The following is an 18158-nucleotide window of genomic DNA, read 5'->3' as shown; positions in this document are numbered from 1 at the left end:
CGTTTATTCCTCACAATGAAAATGCGTAAATGTTTTCAAACTTAACATTACGCGGTTCACCGTAACACATATGGACAAATGTCCCTTTTTGCTGAAAATGGTATTTCTCAAACAATGCAACCGCATTCGCATTCCCCAGAGGAACATCGGCTAAGACTTTTTTTAGCCCTCTGAAATACAAGACTCCCTGCATCATTTTTTCCGCTTCGTCTTCAAATCCCGGTCTGCATTGCCATGGCCCTAAATATACTCCGCGTGCATTGATGACACTGGAGTGCTGAAACGAGTTTGGTAAGGCAAATTTGAGTGAACTGTTGCGCTCCATCTCGTCAAGCATAAACGCCATTCGATCTTCACCGAAGGTTTCAAAATCGATTTTACGAATAGTCGCATCGAAATTTCCGCCGTCGAGTTCTTTGGCCTGAGCATTGGTAAAACTAAACGGCGGTACTTTTCCGACATTGAGAAAGCGCCCTACTTCCATAACAGCCTTAAAGCCGCTTTGCTCAAAAAAGCTTTTGAGCTGAGGATTCGCATGCAGATAGAGAGAGGGGTGTTCATCTTTAAGGACACCGAATAGGGTATTGAACAGCCGTCGTCCGATCCCCTGTTTTTGGTGACTCGGTTTCACCATAAAGTATTTGATCATCGCCGAGGTCTCGAACTCTATTGCCATCACTGCTCCGACAAGAACACCCTCTTCATAAGCACCGTAACATAAATGGGGTGCATGCATCATTATAAGTTTGACGTGATACCCATCCAGCAACCAGCCCGTCTCTTCGGCTATTTTAATGAGTTCGGGAACATCGACAAATTTAAGCCACCCTATATACATGCTGCTTCCTGATAGAGGGATTTAAGTTCACTGATATCAAGCACCCGTTTACGTGAGGTGACGATTTCACGGATTTTGGGAAGCATATCCCGAAGAATACTATTCTCAGCACTAATTCCCATACGCGCCAAATGATAACGGATGGTTGCACTGCCTGAATGTTTTCCGATCGGAAAAGAACTCTGCAATCCTACCTCTTCGGCTTCGTATGGTTCATACGCATGGGAATCTTTCATCATCCCATCGGCATGTATGCCGCTCTCGTGGGCAAATATCCGTTCACCCACGACAGGTGCATTGGTGGCAAGCGACATATTTGCCGCGCTTGCCACGGTATGAACCAAATTTCGAATCAGGAGAGGGTCGATGGAGCGTGCCTCACCGTAGAGATGTTTGAGTGTCATGAGAATCTGTTCAAACGAAGCATTACCCGCTCGCTCACCCAATCCGATGACGGTTGTATTCATACTGATAGCACCCGCGTCAATACCGCTGAGGGCATTCGCATTCGCCAGACCAAAATCATTGTGTGTGTGCATTTCAATCGGGAGGAGGTTAAGATCACACAATGATTTAATCGTTTGATATGTTTGTGTCGGTGTCATAATACCGATTGTATCGCAATAGCGAAAACGTCCTGCTCCGCACTCACGGGCTAACCCCATCACGTCGCGGATGAATTCATGACTTCCACGTGAGCTGTCTTCACCGCCGATGCAGACAAATAAACCCTCTTTGGTTGCTGCCGTAACGACACGTTCAAGCTCCGATAAGACTTTGGCTTTACTGCCTCCGAATTTAACATCGATAAGAATATCTGAAATAGGGATAGAGAGATCGACCGCTTTAATACCGCACGAGAGTGAAGCATCGAGATCTTCCATCTTCATCCGGTTCCACGTCATCATTCGAGCTTTTAGCCCGAGAGCCAAAAGTTCTTTAATATCTTCGCGTTCTTTGACACCCATTGCCGCTATACCGATTTCAAGTTCATCCGCACCGCAGGCATCTAACAATGTAGCAATACGGAGTTTTTCTTCGGTATTGAACGCGACATAAGGAGCCTGCTCCCCGTCGCGTAAAGTGGTATCGTTGATGAGTGCCATGATAGGCTCCTTAATTCACTTCCGCGTTTTCATCCATACCGAAGTATTTACGGGATGCTTTGAGTACCGAAATCTCGATCGGCTCATACGCGTAGCTTTGATCGGCGATGATACCGGCCGCTTTTAGATCATCCTGCGGACATCCGCCGATTTTTGCGGTAAGGATCAGCTGTACATCTTTAAGTTTTTCTAGAATCGGAGCGAGAGGGTTAGTACCGTCCGGTCCTGCGCAATATTCTGCGTCCACTTTACGGTGATGGATAAATCGGATACCTTTATCACCTGCTTCGTAAATTAAGAATTCTTTAACGCTTCCGAAGTGTTGGTTAATCATCCCCTCACCCGCAGTCGTAACGGCTACAAGGATAGTGACACCCATTGAACTAAGTTCTTCTTTCTCTTTACGGACACGATCATTAGCCTGATCGAGGAAGAATCTAAACTCTTCGATTTTCGCTTGGGCTGCTTGACGTGCTTCAAGATCATATTTGATTTGAAGTTCATCGAAACTGAGTCCTGCAAAGGTATCTTTGGTGAACTCCGCTCCACGGTCTTCACCGATGAGTCCTACTGCATCCGCGCGGCATTGGCGACAGTGCTGCATGAGTTTCATATCCATACCGCACGCTTCCTGGACTGCCATTTGTTCTTGATCGGTAGCACTCGGTACTCCTGCAAGGGCAAACGCTGTACCGAATTCCGGCTCAGATAGGATCGGCATAATGTTGTGGAGGAACACGCCGATCTCTTTTAGTTTTTTAGAAACTTCCGGAAGATGTTTGTCATTGATACCCGGGATAAGAACCGAGTTAGCTTTGATCAAAATCCCCTTTTCGACACATTTCTTCATCCCTTCGAGTTGGTTTTCGAGGAGGATTTGTGCCGCTTCTTTTCCATAGATACGTTTGTTGTTATGGAAAATCCACGGATAGATTTGACTTCCGATCTCACCGGTTTCATCAACACTATTAATCGTAACGGTGATGTGATCGATGTTGTATTCCACCATCTCATCGATAAAGTTCGGCAATTCCAAACCGTTAGTCGAGAGACAAAGTTTCAAATCCGGTGCAAATTGGCGAACCATTCCGAATGTCTCAAATGTTTTCTTCGGATTTGCGAGAGCATCTCCCGGACCTGCGATCCCGAGTACACTCATACGTTGGACTTCACCGCCGACGAGAAGTACTTTTTTCGCTGCTTCTTCCGGACTTAAACGCTCAGAGGTTACCCCCGGTCGAGATTCATTGGAACAGTCATATTTACGGTTACAGTAATTGCACTGGATATTACATGCCGGTGCTACCGCGACGTGAATACGTGCATAGTGATGGTGTGCACCCTCTGAATAACATGGATGATTGTGTATCTTCGCTTGAATATCTTCGGGCATAAAAGATTCATTTCCGCTTGAGGAACAACTCATAATAACTCCTTTTAAGTGTCATTCAATGATTCTCAACCTCATCCGGCGGCAACCATTTTCTAAAAAGAGTTAATGCAATGAATGTTCTATGGGTTTAAAAAGGAGAGTTCAACAAAATGTGACGTTTTTGTAGGAGGTACAACCGAAGCGTACAGAGATTATGTTTCGATTGTCGGTTGTGGAGTGGAGAAGAGGTAACCTTGAGAGTAGTCAATCCCCAATTCTAAAACTTTATTAAAGATAGATTCATCTTCGACAAATTCAGCAATCGTCTCAATCCCTTTCTTGTTAGCAAAAAAGAGGATACTCTCGACAGTGTAGAGGTGGTCGTTGTCAAGGTTAATATTTTTAATCAGCGATCCATCAATTTTGATGTAATCAACATCGAGTTTGCTCAAATAGCTAAAATTCGAATATCCCGTACCGAAATCGTCTATCGCGATTTTGCAACCGAATTGTTTGACCGCTTTAATAAAATCAATCACTTCCTGATAATTAACAATCCCCTCAGACTCAACAATCTCAAAAACCACCCGCTTTGCTGCAGACGAGTGTTCGAGTATCTTATATATATACGGACGTGTTTCATCCGATACGATATCGTTCATTGTTAAATTCAAAGAGAACTCATAGTCTAGATTTTCGAAAACGGCAAATGTTTTAGCAATCATAATTCGGGTCAATTTATCGTAGAGTTTTGATTTTTTGGCATGTTCCAAAAACCAATACGGACTTAGTACTGTCCCATTTGGTTCGATTAGACGGATTAAAGACTCATATTTTACAATTTTTCGGGTTTTATTATCGACAATCCCTTGAAAATAGGGGACGATCCGATCCTCTTCGATCGCCGATTTAATTTTATCGAACATCCAAATATTATTCCGTGTTTTTTCAGTCAACGCTGTATTATCGTTGAAAAAAATCAATTTTGCCCGTTGTTCTTTTGCCTCTTTAAGTGCCATATGGGCGAGATTGTACACATCCGAATACGGGGCATGTGCAATTCCGCCGGAAACATTTATAGAAAGTTCATGCCCTGATATCTGATATTTAAAATTTTCAAGCTTATTGATATACTCGATAACTTGATCCCTTAATGTATCGTCAAATTTATGGTCTATACAGATGATGGCAAATTCATCTCCGCTAATCCGGTAAAAATATCCGTGTCCCATCGTTGTTTCGAGCCGAGCTGCAAAGGCTTTGAGTAATTGATCTCCAATTTCGTAGCCGAAATAGTCGTTAATCGTTGAAAACCTGTCAATATTCAATAAGATCAATACAACATCATCGTCTTCGTTTTCCAAATCACTAAGCAATGCCGTACGATTTTTTAACCCGCTGAGCGTATCGATCAATTGTCGGCGGATAATTTGATCTTTGACGATCAGCTCTGTCACATCAGCCCGGGCAGCAATAAACTCGACAACGTCACCCCGATCGTCAAATATAGGAGCAATGACTGTTTTTACGTAATATTCTTCTCCGTTTTTAGAGAGATTTTTAAATGTATCTTTCCAAATCCTACCCTCTTTGATCGTTTTCCAAAGGTTTTTGAAAAGTTCCGCATCATTATCCGGATGACGGATAATATTATGTTTTTGTCCGATCAGTTCGTCACGCGTATAGCCCGAAATTTTACAGAAAGCATCATTAACGTAGGTGATAACTCCTTCCACGTCTGTTTTTGATACGATTGAACTCTCATCCAGCACCATTTTGTATTGATCGAGAATTTTGATGCTGTCATCAAGTTCACTTTGTGTTTCATTGACCAAGTTGGTGAGGGATTTAAGCATCGTATGACGGTTATGATGCTTCAGTACACTAGTTTTAGGGATATTACTCTCATGTGATTCACTCAGAGAGAGGGTCGTTGTCGTAATATTAAGTAACTGATTGCCGGAAGGGGAATGAAAAAATTCACCGTACGTAAAAAATCCTGCCGTAGGAGCAACTTCTTCAATCAATCCAAACTCATAATTAAGCTGCTCTTTTAAAAATAGCTTTCGAACCGAACAGGAGTAAATATACGTTGCTTCAACAGAATACGTAGCAACCGCTTCGCGTATATCAACAGCATTATCCATGATCTCTTCAACATTTCCTATCGCAAAACGTACTTTTTCCCCGTTATGAAAATGTCCGGCATAAACAAACCCTCCATCGCCAGTTTGCGCAATCATGGAGCGAGCAATTTCTACCCCATCCTCGACTTTTACCAGCGGAAATTCGACCGCACTGGCTGGAATCTGCTCAATGGTCTCTTCTCCTAAATAGTGGGTATACAGTTCCCTAACTCCTCTGCCGTCAATCTCGTAAACGATATTATTTTCAGCACGAGTTATCGTCATCTCTTTGCCGATCATCGTCCAATTAAGCGAATAGGTAGGATGCACCTCTAATACATCGCTCTCTAACACGGCAATAACAACACCTTCGTCATAAATAGTGTTTTCTTTTATAATATACGTGCGGGTAAATGTCAAATCATCCCCTGCATTTCCTCCTGCAACTACCACGTCATTACGTATCGACGTAAACCCGTTCAAAAATGATTCCGAATCACTTTTAAGCCCTTCGCTTAAAACAATACATACCTTGGTACGATCACTCAAAATCTCTTGCGCGGCACGTACTCCGTGAGAGAAATCCGATTTCGGGAAATAATAAGTTTTAATGACGGTAGAATCAAAAAGAGAAACAGAGACAATAATCTCCCCTGACGTCATAGTCCCATTGATAATCTCTCCGGCGGTTGTTGCACCGATCAATACGGCAGAGGGAAGTTTTGATGTTAAACTATCAAGAATCGGTTGAATCCGCGTTTTATCCATGACTCCGCTAAAGAGTTGAATAAACATAGCACCTTTGTGTAAGAGGATAGTGTCCACAAAAAGTTCGAGCTTCTCAACAGTTTCATATTGATGATTAAACAACTGCATTCAAACTCCAGCATCCTCAAAATAATTGCCCCTATTTTATAAGATATTAACTGAATATACATGAATAAATTTTTATTCCTTATTCAAATCATTAAGAACAGAACTTGCATTTTAATAATTAATATAAGGAGTTTTATAATGATGGTAGCCATTCCGATGGACGCGATGAAACGTGTTTATCACCAAAATCCCTGCAGTGCAACTATGTTTGCCGTTTATGAGGTTTTGGGTGAACGCAAAGACATACGTTACCGCCATCATGCAACACGCCTCAATCCGTGGGAAAAATACGAAGGACAGATGGTACGAGACCCGAAGATGAAAGCGTGTGAGTGCGAATGTGATATCGCTCAAGATCCTCACCATATCAGTGAGCATTATGCTCTGCTTGAAGTGATCGGAAAGTGTGATTATTTACTGGTAGATCAATACTGTCTCAATACCCTCTTCGCTATGAAAAATGTCGGGATCAAAATCCACAAGTTACCCCCATTTGTAAAAACAGCCGAAGAAGCCATCAATCACTTTCTCATCGGTACCGAAATCACCAATAGTCTTCAATATATTCACCCTGTAGCCTAAGTTTTTAGTCTATAAGAACGCTAAATGCATTTTTATCATTATAATAGTGTTCAAAAGGGTTCATCGTGCAAATCAATCATAATAATTCCATCCTCACTCTCGAAGATATGCCTCTCGACGTCGGTTACGCGTCGGAAAAAGTCGATCTGAAAAACCGTGCGGGAGAAATTTTTTCTATCGGCGGACAAAACGGTGCGACACAGCTCCTCATTAGCGCCCCCTTTGTCGATGATACACTCATTTCACAACTACAAGATATTGACACCCTCCTCTCGCTCAACGCATTGGGCGGAATCACTAAAGCGCTTATTCTCGCAAATGACAAACATGAAATACCCTCTCTTGAAGAGTGGCTGAGCGGCTATGATTATGATGAAGCGTACGGAGATTATTACGGTGTCCGTCTTTCAAACAAAGAACTTGCAAAATCGCTCTTTATCATTTCAAAAGACGGTGCAGTGTTCTATCACGAAATTCTAAATGATCTAAATAATCCATTTAATATCGATAAAACTCTTGCAAAAATTGTAGCGGCCAACAGCTGTTATACGGGAAAAGGGTGTCACGGGTAAATTGAGGTGACATTTTTGTCCCTCTTTTTTCTTCTCAAACCAAAAACCTACAAATAAGATAATTTTACTCCTATTTAGAACAAGAACACTAAATGCAATCGTTTATCAAAAGCTCCAAAAGGGATTACGATGGATACACTATTTGAAACGATTAAAAAAGAGTTACGGAACCAGACTACCATCCCCTACTTCGGTTTAGGGGTATTTGAGGGGATGACTACCAAAGAGGGAGAGATCGTACCCTTCGATAGTGATTCACTCATTTTGGCAATGAACAATGGACGAGCGATGACACCGCGTCTGATGTTCGAATATTCCCGTGCTGCGATGCACCTCGAACAACGTCGCGGTGTTGAGTACATGACTCAGCTTATCAACCACATCTATACCAAACCATACGAGCCGACACCATTACACAAAGCGACAGTCGATATGTTGCCTCGCTATATCGTCGATACAAACCGCGACACCAAGTTCCAAGAACTTTTGGCATTCACACCGCATTGTCTTATCATCGGAAAATCACGTATCATGGGTGATTTAAACCGCTATGAAGTATACGAATACGATGTCGAAAACCAAAAATATTTTCTCGTAGACGATGAAGTTCTCGACAATGCTGAAAAAATCCTCTTTAAACCGATGGGTTCACCGCTGCCAAATCCGACCTTTGTCATTTCCGATGCCGATTACGTCGATTGGCTCACCGAAGCGATGGGAGGGTTTGCGGTTCCAAAAGTATTAAAAACCTACCGTAAAACGAAAAAATACCTCTTTTTAGGGACATCCTTCGACCGAGATACCGATCGCATGGTTGCCAATGAGTTGACTCTGGATTTGGAAGGCGGTTACGTCATCACCGACAAAGAGTTAGGTAAAAAAGAGAAAAAGTTCATCGACAAACATAACCTCGAAGTGATTCCTATGTCACTTCCTGAATTCATTAAAGCATTTATTTAAGGAGCTAAATATGCCTATGATACCTACGGTTAAAGATATTTCGCCTCGCGGAGAGCGTTATTTCGATCTGTTTTCCAAACTTTTAGGGGATCGGGTGATCGTTATCACCGAAGCGATCGATGATCATATGATGGGAGTTATCGTCTCCCAGTTGCTCTATCTGGAGGCGATGGACTCCGAAGAGCCGATACACATGTACATCAGCTCACCGGGCGGATCAGTGATGTCAGGATTAGCCATATTAGATACTATGAATCTTATCAACGCTCCGGTTTATACTTATGCCATGGGGATGGTTGCTTCGATGGCAGCCGTACTCTTTACCTGCGGTGACAAGGGTCATCGATACATGCTCCCAAATGCTGAAGTGATGATTCATCAACCTCTCGGAGGTTATTCAGGGCAAGCGAGCGATATCGAGATTCATACCAAACATATCCTCAACCTCAAACGCCGTTTGTATGTCATCCTCGCTGAAGCAACAGGGAAAAGTGCCAAAGTGATCGAAAAAGAATCCGACCGTGACAACTATATGGAAGCCAAAGAAGCGATCGAATTCGGTCTTGCGGATGAAATTCTCACAAAATTCAGTGCAAAGGATGTGTGATGAGTACACCAGAAAAAACCTGCTCATTTTGCGGTCGTAAACAAAGTGAAGTGAAAAAAATGTTCTCTTCGGAGACAACTCATATCTGTAATGAGTGTATCACTACCTGCTCCAGTATTTTGCAAAAAGAGGTCCGTTTTGAACAGCGCTCCGCAATGCAGCAACAGCTTCCGACACCGGAAAAGATTGTTGAGTTTTTGGACAAGTATATTATCGGACAATTAGACGCAAAAAAAGTCCTTGCCGTTGCCCTCTACAACCATTACAAACGGATCGAAAATCCGGTCTATAACAACGTAGAATTGGAAAAAAGCAATATCCTCCTCGTGGGTCCTACGGGAAGCGGTAAAACCTTGCTCGCCAAATCACTCTCCAAGATCATGCAGGTGCCGTTTGCCGTCGCCGATGCGACAGCATTGACCGAAGCCGGATATGTGGGTGAAGACGTCGAGAGCATCCTCTCACGCCTTCTCGCTGCGGCAAACTACGATATCGAGTTGGCACAACGGGGAATCATCTACATCGATGAGATCGATAAAATCGCCCGTAAAGGTGAGAGTTCGACGATGGGACGTGACGTTTCCGGTGAAGGGGTACAACAAGGTTTGCTCAAAATCCTCGAAGGTGCCGAAGTCTATGTCCCAGTCAAAGGTAGCCGCAAAAATTCTACGACCGAAACCGTCCTCTTTAACACCTCTCATGTTCTCTTCGTCTGCGGAGGTGCTTTCGTCGGTCTCGTTCCCGATTCCCATACGAAAAAGTCGAACAAAGTAGGATTCAGCAAAACCGCTGAAAAAGGCGAAGTCAAAGAGAAAAAAATAGATGCGAAAGCATTGGTTCATTATGGAATTATCCCGGAGTTTATCGGACGTATCCCCGTAGTCGCCCAACTGCGTGAACTTACTAAAGAACAAATGGTTCAAATCCTCCAAGAGCCGGACAATGCCCTCATCAAACAGTTCCAAGCGTTGTTTGATATGGACGGTATCGAGCTGAATTTCGAGCCGAAAGCCCTCGATGCGGTCGCTCAAAAAGCGATCGATCGCGGTGTCGGTGCACGCGGGTTACGCAGTATCATCGAAGAAGCGATGTTGCCATTGCAATTTAGCTGCCCGTCAAAAAAGAATCTGCAAAGTCTTACGATTACCGAAGCAGTGATCGAAGACCCAACAAATGAACCAATCTACGTCTATAAAACAAAAGAAGATCACGCGGAAGCGTGAACTTCTTCCTACTTTATTGTAACTTCTGCGCCACCAGATCATTGACGACCTGAGGATTTGCTTTTCCTCCCGTCGCTTTAAGCACCTGCCCGACAAAGAACCCGAACAGTTTCGTATTGCCCGCTTTGTACTTTTCGACATTATCGGGATTTTTCGCCATCACGTCATCGATGATCGGCACAATCACCGCCGGATCACTGATCTGTACCAATCCCTGCGCTTCGACGATTTTGGATGGATTCTCACCGCTTTGCGCCATCTCTTCAAAGACTTGTTTGGCAATTTTGTTCGAGATGATCTCATCATCAATCATTTTGACCAGCTCGGCGATCTGCGCGGCGGTGAATTTCAGCTCACTTGCGTCTTTCTCTTTTAGCTCTCTGGCGACCTCATTAGCCACAATGTTGGCAATGGTTATTGGGCTGTTATGGACTGAAAGAGCCGCTTCGAAGAATACGGCGAGTTTCTCATCACGCGCAAGGATATTCGACACTTCACTGTTAAGCTTGAACTCGTTTGTATACTTCGCATAACACGCCTGCTCGGCTTCACTCATCGGTGCTACTTCACCGTCGATCTGTACCTTTTTCTCAGGCGCTTTGCGCTCTAGCTTGGCTGTGCTCTCGTCCGCTTTGTTCTTTTTGTTCCACGAGTCTTTCAGCCCTACGATTCTGTTGAATACCGGTGCTTCGTCGGTATAGTCGATCGGATCGGCATAAAAATACCCCTGACGTTCGAACTGGAAGCGGACATCCGGTTTTTCGGTGATGAGAGCGGGTTCGACCAGAGCGTTTTTGATGATTTTGAGCGAATCGGGATTGAGATCTTCGACCCCCTCCGGTGCTTCGCAGGTGTAGAGACGATCATAGAGTCGCACCTCGACCGTTTTAGCCGTACTCGCTTCGACCCATTGGATTGCACTTTTGACCTTGATACCGCTCGTATCGGAACCGCTTTTGGAGTCGGGATGATATGTTGCGATGATCTCCGTGATGTTGCCTGAGGCGTCTTTTATTACCTCTTTGCAGGTGATGATGTAGGCGTGTTTGAGGCGCACGGGTTGTTCAGGTGTGAGACGATAAAAGCCCGAAGGGGGATTCTCACTGAAATCCTCACGTTCGATGTATATCTCGCGGGAGAACGGCAGTTTTCGATTCCCCTCTTTCGGTACATCCTCAGGGTAATACGAGGCATCAAGCTCTTCGCTCCCTTCGTAATTTTCGATCGTCACTTTGAGCGGGTCTAGGACACACATCACGCGGGGTACTTTGGTATTGAGATCATCTCGGATACAGAACTCGAGCTGTGCCACATCGACCATCGAGTTGGCTTTTGCGATACCGATCTGATGACAGAAGTTCAAGATTGACTCAGGGGTATACCCGCGTCTGCGAAGTCCTGCGATGGTCGACATGCGCGGATCGTCCCAACCGTTCACATACCCTTCGTTGACCAGTTCAAGGAGCTTTCGTTTGCTCATGACGGTGTAGTTGATCCCCAGACGTGCGAACTCGTGCTGATACGGACGCGGTGATGTCAGCCCCAGCGTATCGAGTACCCAATCATAGATGTCGCGGTTGTTTTCAAACTCCAGCGTACAGATAGAGTGGGTAACCCCTTCGAGATAATCCGAGAGGCAGTGACCGTAATCGTACATCGGGTAGATATTCCACGCATCGCCTGTGCGGTAGTGGTGGGCGTGTCGGATACGGTACAGCAGCGGATCGCGCATCTTCATATTCGCCGCGCTCATGTCGATCTTGGCACGGAGGACGTGTTCACCGTCTTTGAACTCACCGTTTTTCATCCGCTCCAAGAGATCGAGATTCTCTTCGACACTGCGCTCAGAGTACTTGCTGCGGCGTCCCGCTTCGGTCACCGTCCCGCGATACTCTCGGATCTCCTCTTCAGTGAGGCTGTCGACGTAGGCTTTTCCCATTTTGACAAGCTCAATAGCGTATTGATAGAGTTCAGGGAAATAATCCGACGTATAGCGGACATTCCCTTCCCACTGGAATCCGAGCCACTCTACGGCATCTTTGAGCGCTTCAACGTAGCGGGTGTCTTCCGTCGTCGGGTTGGTATCGTCCATCCGAAGATTACAATGCCCTTTATAGTCCCGCGCGATTCCGAAATTGATCGCGATCGATTTGGCGTGTCCGATGTGGGGAAAGCCGTTTGGCTCAGGGGGGAAACGGGTTACAACTTCGCTGTATTTGCCCGCGTGTAAATCCTCTTCGACGATGGTTCGTAAAAAATCTTTGCTCTCGTTCATATAAAAAACCTTCTCAATCGTAATGCTGTACTAAATAAAACCCGTATTTTATCGAATAAGTTCAATTATAACGATATTCAAGGATTAATTCTCCCGATAATATGGCTAAAATCTCATCAAAACCATACAAAAGAAAGGCTAATTGAAATACGCCCTACAGATAGGTTATAATCATTGCATGAAACGACAAGAAGCACTCAAAGTATTAGAATCGTACAAACAGCATCATGCTGATGAGTTCGGAATACTCCGAATCGGAGTATTCGGCTCTGTCGCACGCGATGAAGCGACCGATGAGAGCGATGTCGATGTTGTCATCGAAACCAAACAACCGAACCTTTTTAAACTCTCCCGTATCCGTCTTGATCTTGAAGAACTGATGCACACCCATGTCGACCTCATCAGCTACCGTGAGAGCATGAACACGTTTTTAAAAGAACGTATCCAAAAAGAAGCGATCTATGCCTGAAAAGGCTCTGCTGATCGAAACCCTCACTCAGATTCACGGCGCGACCGAGCGCATCATCAAACGCTTTGAACCGATCCAATCCCCCGATGATTTTTTAGAAAATGAAGCAGGTCATGAAAAACTCGATGCCATCTGTATGCAGTTGATCGCCATCGGTGAAAGTCTCAAAAATATCGACAAAATCACCGACAAAAAACTGCTACCCAATTATCCTGCGGTGGATTGGAAATCGGTCAAAGGGATGCGCGACATCATCAGCCATCACTATTTCGATCTCAATGCCGAAGCGGTCTATGATGTATGCAAAAACGATATTCATACGTTAAAAGAGACTGTCGAGCAGATGATTAACGACAATAAGTAGTTAAAGGTTTTCTATTGAACATAACCATTACAGATACAATAAATGGATATTTGACAAACTCTGATCTACTAAAATCAGAAGCTACTATTAAATTTGAAACGAATAGTCAAGCATTAAATACTGGTGGAATCATTTTCTCTGTGTTAGATGAAAATTATAATCTCTCACTAGAAATCAATAATATGCATATTTATTTGAGTAGAAATAGCAATGTTTGTGTATTTGATGTTGACAGATTTGATTTTGACACCTATGGAGATAATTTAGTAGTCTTTTGTAGTTGGAGTCCAACAAAACTTCAAATATTTTTGAGAGAACTAACTGGAAGCCCTAAGGCTTATTTACTAGAAGAATCATTAGATATTGATTATTTTACAACACCATACAATACAATAAAAGAGGCCTATATACAAAGCTTAATTCCAAGACAAGAATATGAAACCGTTGAATTATTTAGACAACAATGTTATGAAGTCCTTCAAAAAATTCAAGCAAAAATCAGCCAACATCCCTCCAAAGATATTTTTTGGAATGTAATAAAAAAAGGTAAAAAAATAATTGATAAAAAACCAAAAGATGAGACAGATTTACATGCAGCAATACATTATATTGTTTACGATGCGGCAATTACAGCAAATATAGAAGTTGTTCCAGAATACACTACTGGTGTTGGAAATGTAGATTTCGTATTTATAGGGCAGTTAAAAAATCACAAAAATGTGAAAATGTGTATAGAATTTAAACGTGCACATGCGTCTGATTTAGAACATGGACTTAAAGTACAATTACCTGCTTATATGGAAAATCTTAATGCTGAATATGGGGCTTTTGGTATTTTTAGTTTTAAAGGTAACCTCTTTAATGAACCAAAAGAAACTTTACATGAATTAGAGTTAAAACTTAGAAAGTGGCAAAATCCTATTTCCGATAAAATTAGAATATTCACCTATGATCTTTCACATCCAATAACTGCAAGTAAAATATAACATTTGTTTCCATCTCGAACAAATCTTGCAATCTCTCCTCATATTAACCGACATTATGAGGACTATCTATGAAACGCGTCTATTTAGATAACAATGCCACCACCAAGCTCGATCCTATCGTAAAAGTAAAAATGCAGCCATTTTTCGAGGATCTCTACGGGAATCCGAACTCGTTGCACCAATACGGTATCGAAGTTCGTCCGTATCTCAACGAAGCGATGGGCTATATGTACGATGCGCTTAACGCGCCCGATGCCGATGACATCCTCATCACTTCCTGCGCAACTGAGAGCAATAATGCCGTCCTTAAAGGGATCTTTTTCAAACATATCCTCCGTGATCCGTCTAAAAATCATATTATCGCTTCAGCAGTGGAACATCCTTCCGTCCTCGAAACTCTCCACTTCCTCGAAGAAAATGGTGCTGAGATCACATTTGTAGACGTTGATGCCTACGGTTATGTAAGCGCTGAGCGTGTTGCGGCGGCGATAACGGACAAAACGATATTAATTAGTATGATGTGGGCGAACAACGAAACCGGGATGATTTTCCCTGTTGAAAAAGTTGCTGCTATCGCAAAAGAGCGTGGAATTTTATTCCACACCGATGCGGTTCAGGCCATTGGAAAAGTCAAAGTCGATCTCACCAAAACGCCGATCGATTATCTCACCTTTTCCGCCCATAAATTCCACGGGCCTAAAGGGATCGGGGGGTTGTATGTTAAAAAAGGCTCAGAGCTCCCTAATCTCCTCCACGGTGGGGAACAAATGGGTGGCAAACGTGCCGGAACACTGAATGTCGCTTACATCATCGGTATGGGATTGGCAATGAAGCAATCAGTCGGTCACTTGGACAAAATGAACAGTGATGTACGCGCATTGCGTGACCGTCTCGAAGACGCCATTTCTCAGCTTCCCGATACCATCGTGGTGGGTGATCGCGCTCGCCGTACACCGAATACCATTCTCATCTCTCTTCGCGGTATCGAAGGTGAATCAATGCTCTGGGATCTCAACCGTGCCGGCATCGCAGCATCCACCGGAAGTGCGTGCGCCTCTGAATCCCTCGAAGCCAACCCCGTTATGAACGCTATCGGAGAAGATCCGGAACTTGCTCATACAGCAATCCGTCTCAGCCTCAGCCGATTTACAACGGCAGATGAAATCGACTATACTATCGACGTATTTATGAAAGCAGCGGAACGTCTGCGCTCTATCTCCTCAACCTACTCTTACACAAACGAGAAAGTGGTCAATTAAGACCATTTTTCTCACAAATATTCCCCATTTACCCTTTCTATATGTTATTATTAGCTCAAATAAGGCGAAGGTAGATGTATGGAAATTTCTCAAGATGAAGTATATATGATAGAGGAAGATCACGTTTGCAGTCACCTTTTTCTCTCAGCCATTAACACCCAAAAAAATCTTATTGTCTTAATGCGTGATAGTATTCCCATTCTTTTTAATAAAGCTTTTCTTGATTTTTCCAATGTTTCATGTGCAAAAGGGTTTTTGCGAGAATTTGGTTCACTTCTGAACCGTTTTGTCCCTCATGACAGTTATTTCCATGCCGGTAAAAGCGATAATCCTGAGGATTGGACAACAGCCCTTATGCAACTCCCTAAACATGATCGAATCATCAGTATGCTCAGCTATCGTATCGAACCTCATGCGTTTTCCGTATCCGTTGAATCACCTGTACCTAACTACAGTATTGTCACCTTTACCGATATTTCCCAAGACCTAATAAAGCGGATTATGATCGAAAATGACGTCAGTATCGACAAAGAGAGCGGCGCCTACGATAAAGAGTATTTTAATCACACATCAAAAAGTTTTTTTGAAGCGGCAATCTTTAATAAAAAACTGATCGGTATCACCATGATCGAGCTCATGTCCTCTGATAATGAAGCCGTACACTATTTGCATGATTTTTGTTTTAGTATCAAATCCAATATACGTCAAAGTGATATGCTTGTACGTTGGGGTAAACAAGTATTTTTATTAGCCTATCTCATTGATTCTTCCGATAATGCTATGAAATTCAGCCGTAAATTACTTACGGTAATGCGTGAAGAACCTTTTCAAACTCTTACAAATATCAGTATGCGTATTGGTACCAGTGTACAAAGCGAAAATGATGATATATCCAGCATCATCTCACGTGCGCATAAAGCTCTTCAACAAAGCAATGATTCGTGTATAACCGTTTTATAAATTTCATGAATTAAATATGCATATCAGTTCCTAAAAGCTATTGGGAGTCATTATGCGTCCTTATCGCAATATCAGCGATTCAGAACTAGAGGCATTAGGTGCAACCCGCGAATGGGATTGTGAACATGTCCGTTCCCTTTGTGTACCAGCACCTATTTTATGGGTTCACTCCACGCGCGAAAAGTATCACCGTCTCGATCCTATGGATTCATGTCTTGTTAAAGCAATCACGATAGAGAGAATCCAAGGTGACGTTATCAAAACCAATTTCGGAAGCTATTCACTCGAAACGGGCAAAAATATCTATTACTCTTGTGGATGTAAAAAGTTTTGTGATTGTTACGGACAGCTTTATCTAATCAATCCCTGATCAGACCATCTTCTTTAGTAAGATTGGTACGCATCGTTTCACGGACATAATCCATCCCGTTGTAAAACTCGCGCATCATGACGGAAAAGAGATGGATTCCCCTCTCATTCAAATGTTCTTGATTGTACATCCCGCATATTCTCAGTAAAGTACTTTCAATCCATAAATGCTCATTCGATGAACGCAATCCGAAAAGTTCTACCATCATCCGATATTGGCGTATTGCACGCTCTGGAAAAGTCGTTGCATGGGTGATAGGCAATTGCCCTTTAGATATCCGTTTGGCATAGATTGGAAGTGAAAAGGTATTGGCATAAAGAGTATCGTCGATAAAGCTAAATGCCCCGCTCCCAATACCGACATATTCGCTCCGTTCAATTACATACTCATCGATAATTCCCTCACGTTCCAAAGACCATGCCCATGCAGAGCGTTGTGTATATACCTCTCTCATCCGCTCCATAATGATACGGTAGAGTTTCACTTCTTTAGCATCACTGAGGGCTCCCCAACGTTTGCTAAGATTATCCCGTATCCCCGGAGCATACATTAAAGGATAGAAAGTCACTTGCGGCGGACGAAGTTTCAATATCGTATCGATTTCACGATGTAGCTCTTCTTCGCTCTGGTCGGGATAATTGTAGATCATATCGATATTGACGATCGGGAAATCTCCCATTACGGCCGATACCTTCTCATACTGTTCATCACCGGAACCGAATTTTTTGTAGCGTCCGATCTTTTGAAGGTGGCGGTCATTAAAACTTTGTATCCCTATCGACAGACGGTCAATCTTTCCGTGCAAATCGGCATTTTCCAAATCGTTCAGATGCGCGGGATCGCTCTCGCACGAAACCTCACGAATTGCAAAAAGCGATTTTGCCAAATCGATCGTCTCTCCCAGCTGATGGGGGAGTATCGTTGTCGTTCCCCCGCCGAAATAGATCGAATCAAACCGATATCCCAAAGCATGAACCATACGCATCTCTTGATGCAGCAATTCAAAGTAGCGCTTGGCACTCGATTCGTCAAAGCGAAATTTATGAAAGGAACAATACGGACACAATGTTAGACAAAAAGGGATATGAATATAAAGTAGCAATGCTCTTTCGTTGGGTGCAGTAGGCAATGATTTTTGGGTAGGTTTTAGATGAAGATACTTTTTCACCGCTCGTTTCATGAGAGTAGAAGCGGTTTTTTCAATAATACCCAT

General features: G+C 43.2%; 17 protein-coding genes. 11 read left to right on the top strand and 6 right to left on the bottom strand.

The features are described from left to right. Positions 1-10: 10 nt before the first annotated feature. The 4 genes from PHI47_RS01620 to PHI47_RS01605 all read right to left on the bottom strand — a co-directional run bounded on the left by PHI47_RS01620 (position 11) and on the right by PHI47_RS01605 (position 6318). Complete coding sequence (locus tag PHI47_RS01620; RefSeq protein ID WP_299932998.1) at positions 11-838, bottom strand: GNAT family N-acetyltransferase; 828 nt, start codon at positions 836-838, stop codon at positions 11-13. Further along, positions 829-1944, bottom strand: a complete 1116-nt coding sequence (gene nifV / locus PHI47_RS01615; protein ID WP_299932996.1) for a homocitrate synthase — start codon at positions 1942-1944, stop codon at positions 829-831. Before nifV ends, PHI47_RS01620 begins: the two co-directional genes overlap by 10 nt. Positions 1945-1954: 10 nt before the next feature. Next, complete coding sequence (gene nifB / locus PHI47_RS01610) at positions 1955-3370, bottom strand: nitrogenase cofactor biosynthesis protein NifB (protein ID WP_299932993.1); 1416 nt, start codon at positions 3368-3370, stop codon at positions 1955-1957. A gap of 158 nt (positions 3371-3528) precedes the next feature. Further along, a complete protein-coding gene (locus tag PHI47_RS01605) occupies positions 3529-6318 on the bottom strand; it encodes an EAL domain-containing protein (RefSeq protein WP_299932991.1) in 2790 nt (929 codons plus the stop codon). Between the two features lie 138 nt (positions 6319-6456). On the opposite strand from PHI47_RS01605, the gene PHI47_RS01600 reads away from it, so the two are divergent. The 5 genes from PHI47_RS01600 to clpX all read left to right on the top strand — a co-directional run bounded on the left by PHI47_RS01600 (position 6457) and on the right by clpX (position 10262). Continuing rightward, on the top strand, positions 6457-6900 hold the full coding sequence (locus PHI47_RS01600) for a hypothetical protein (protein WP_299932989.1): 444 nt from the start codon (positions 6457-6459) through the stop codon (positions 6898-6900). A gap of 65 nt (positions 6901-6965) precedes the next feature. After that, positions 6966-7472, top strand: a complete 507-nt coding sequence (locus PHI47_RS01595; protein ID WP_299932987.1) for a hypothetical protein — start codon at positions 6966-6968, stop codon at positions 7470-7472. A 129-nt stretch (positions 7473-7601) separates the two neighbouring features. Then, on the top strand, positions 7602-8432 hold the full coding sequence (locus tag PHI47_RS01590; protein WP_299932984.1) for an SIR2 family protein: 831 nt from the start codon (positions 7602-7604) through the stop codon (positions 8430-8432). A gap of 10 nt (positions 8433-8442) precedes the next feature. Further along, positions 8443-9039, top strand: coding sequence for an ATP-dependent Clp protease proteolytic subunit (locus tag PHI47_RS01585; protein WP_015653760.1), 597 nt, complete (start codon positions 8443-8445; stop codon positions 9037-9039). After that, positions 9039-10262 carry an ATP-dependent Clp protease ATP-binding subunit ClpX gene (gene clpX / locus PHI47_RS01580; RefSeq protein WP_299932981.1) on the top strand — a complete coding sequence of 408 codons (1224 nt, stop codon included), beginning with the start codon at positions 9039-9041 and terminating at the stop codon, positions 10260-10262. The genes PHI47_RS01585 and clpX overlap by 1 nt, the downstream gene beginning before the upstream one ends. Before the next feature lie 13 nt (positions 10263-10275). Here the strand turns inward: clpX and PHI47_RS01575 are convergent, their stop codons facing one another. After that, positions 10276-12537 carry a glutamine--tRNA ligase/YqeY domain fusion protein gene (locus tag PHI47_RS01575; protein WP_299932978.1) on the bottom strand — a complete coding sequence of 754 codons (2262 nt, stop codon included), beginning with the start codon at positions 12535-12537 and terminating at the stop codon, positions 10276-10278. Positions 12538-12715: 178 nt separating this feature from the next. Here PHI47_RS01575 and PHI47_RS01570 point away from each other — a divergent pair, with 178 nt between their 5' ends. The 6 genes from PHI47_RS01570 (at position 12716) to PHI47_RS01545 (ending at position 16945) form a co-directional block, all read left to right on the top strand. Continuing rightward, positions 12716-13006: a nucleotidyltransferase domain-containing protein gene (locus PHI47_RS01570; protein ID WP_299932975.1), complete on the top strand. Its 291-nt coding sequence runs from the start codon at positions 12716-12718 to the stop codon at positions 13004-13006. Next, entirely contained in the window at positions 12999-13370 is a 372-nt protein-coding gene (locus tag PHI47_RS01565; protein WP_299932972.1) for a DUF86 domain-containing protein, read from the top strand. Before PHI47_RS01570 ends, PHI47_RS01565 begins: the two co-directional genes overlap by 8 nt. A gap of 14 nt (positions 13371-13384) precedes the next feature. Then, complete coding sequence (locus tag PHI47_RS01560; RefSeq protein ID WP_299932969.1) at positions 13385-14356, top strand: hypothetical protein; 972 nt, start codon at positions 13385-13387, stop codon at positions 14354-14356. A 68-nt stretch (positions 14357-14424) separates the two neighbouring features. Further along, positions 14425-15615, top strand: a complete 1191-nt coding sequence (locus PHI47_RS01555) for a NifS family cysteine desulfurase (protein WP_299932965.1) — start codon at positions 14425-14427, stop codon at positions 15613-15615. Positions 15616-15693: 78 nt separating this feature from the next. Next, positions 15694-16575, top strand: coding sequence for a diguanylate cyclase (locus PHI47_RS01550; protein ID WP_299932962.1), 882 nt, complete (start codon positions 15694-15696; stop codon positions 16573-16575). 52 nt (positions 16576-16627) lie between these two features. Next, on the top strand, positions 16628-16945 hold the full coding sequence (locus PHI47_RS01545; RefSeq protein WP_299932959.1) for a hypothetical protein: 318 nt from the start codon (positions 16628-16630) through the stop codon (positions 16943-16945). On the opposite strand, the gene PHI47_RS01540 is transcribed toward PHI47_RS01545, so the two are convergent. After that, entirely contained in the window at positions 16935-18158 is a 1224-nt protein-coding gene (locus PHI47_RS01540; protein WP_299932956.1) for a coproporphyrinogen III oxidase family protein, read from the bottom strand. The genes PHI47_RS01545 and PHI47_RS01540 overlap by 11 nt on opposite strands.

The organism is Sulfuricurvum sp. (assembly GCF_028713855.1).
Lineage (GTDB): Bacteria > Campylobacterota > Campylobacteria > Campylobacterales > Sulfurimonadaceae > Sulfuricurvum.
The sequence above is the reverse complement of the archived record's forward strand: the minus strand, read 5'-3'. Positions and strand labels throughout refer to the sequence as shown.

Coding starts and splice junctions, on each gene's coding strand:
- PHI47_RS01620 (WP_299932998.1), bottom strand. CDS start 838: ATGTATATAGGGTGGCTTAAATTTGTCGATGTTCCCGAACTCATTAAA.
- nifV (WP_299932996.1), bottom strand. CDS start 1,944: ATGGCACTCATCAACGATACCACTTTACGCGACGGGGAGCAGGCTCCT.
- nifB (WP_299932993.1), bottom strand. CDS start 3,370: ATGAGTTGTTCCTCAAGCGGAAATGAATCTTTTATGCCCGAAGATATT.
- PHI47_RS01605 (WP_299932991.1), bottom strand. CDS start 6,318: ATGCAGTTGTTTAATCATCAATATGAAACTGTTGAGAAGCTCGAACTT.
- PHI47_RS01600 (WP_299932989.1), top strand. CDS start 6,457: ATGATGGTAGCCATTCCGATGGACGCGATGAAACGTGTTTATCACCAA.
- PHI47_RS01590 (WP_299932984.1), top strand. CDS start 7,602: ATGGATACACTATTTGAAACGATTAAAAAAGAGTTACGGAACCAGACT.
- PHI47_RS01585 (WP_015653760.1), top strand. CDS start 8,443: ATGCCTATGATACCTACGGTTAAAGATATTTCGCCTCGCGGAGAGCGT.
- clpX (WP_299932981.1), top strand. CDS start 9,039: ATGAGTACACCAGAAAAAACCTGCTCATTTTGCGGTCGTAAACAAAGT.
- PHI47_RS01575 (WP_299932978.1), bottom strand. CDS start 12,537: ATGAACGAGAGCAAAGATTTTTTACGAACCATCGTCGAAGAGGATTTA.
- PHI47_RS01570 (WP_299932975.1), top strand. CDS start 12,716: ATGAAACGACAAGAAGCACTCAAAGTATTAGAATCGTACAAACAGCAT.
- PHI47_RS01565 (WP_299932972.1), top strand. CDS start 12,999: ATGCCTGAAAAGGCTCTGCTGATCGAAACCCTCACTCAGATTCACGGC.
- PHI47_RS01555 (WP_299932965.1), top strand. CDS start 14,425: ATGAAACGCGTCTATTTAGATAACAATGCCACCACCAAGCTCGATCCT.
- PHI47_RS01550 (WP_299932962.1), top strand. CDS start 15,694: ATGGAAATTTCTCAAGATGAAGTATATATGATAGAGGAAGATCACGTT.
- PHI47_RS01545 (WP_299932959.1), top strand. CDS start 16,628: ATGCGTCCTTATCGCAATATCAGCGATTCAGAACTAGAGGCATTAGGT.
- PHI47_RS01540 (WP_299932956.1), bottom strand. CDS start 18,158: ATGGGTATTATTGAAAAAACCGCTTCTACTCTCATGAAACGAGCGGTG.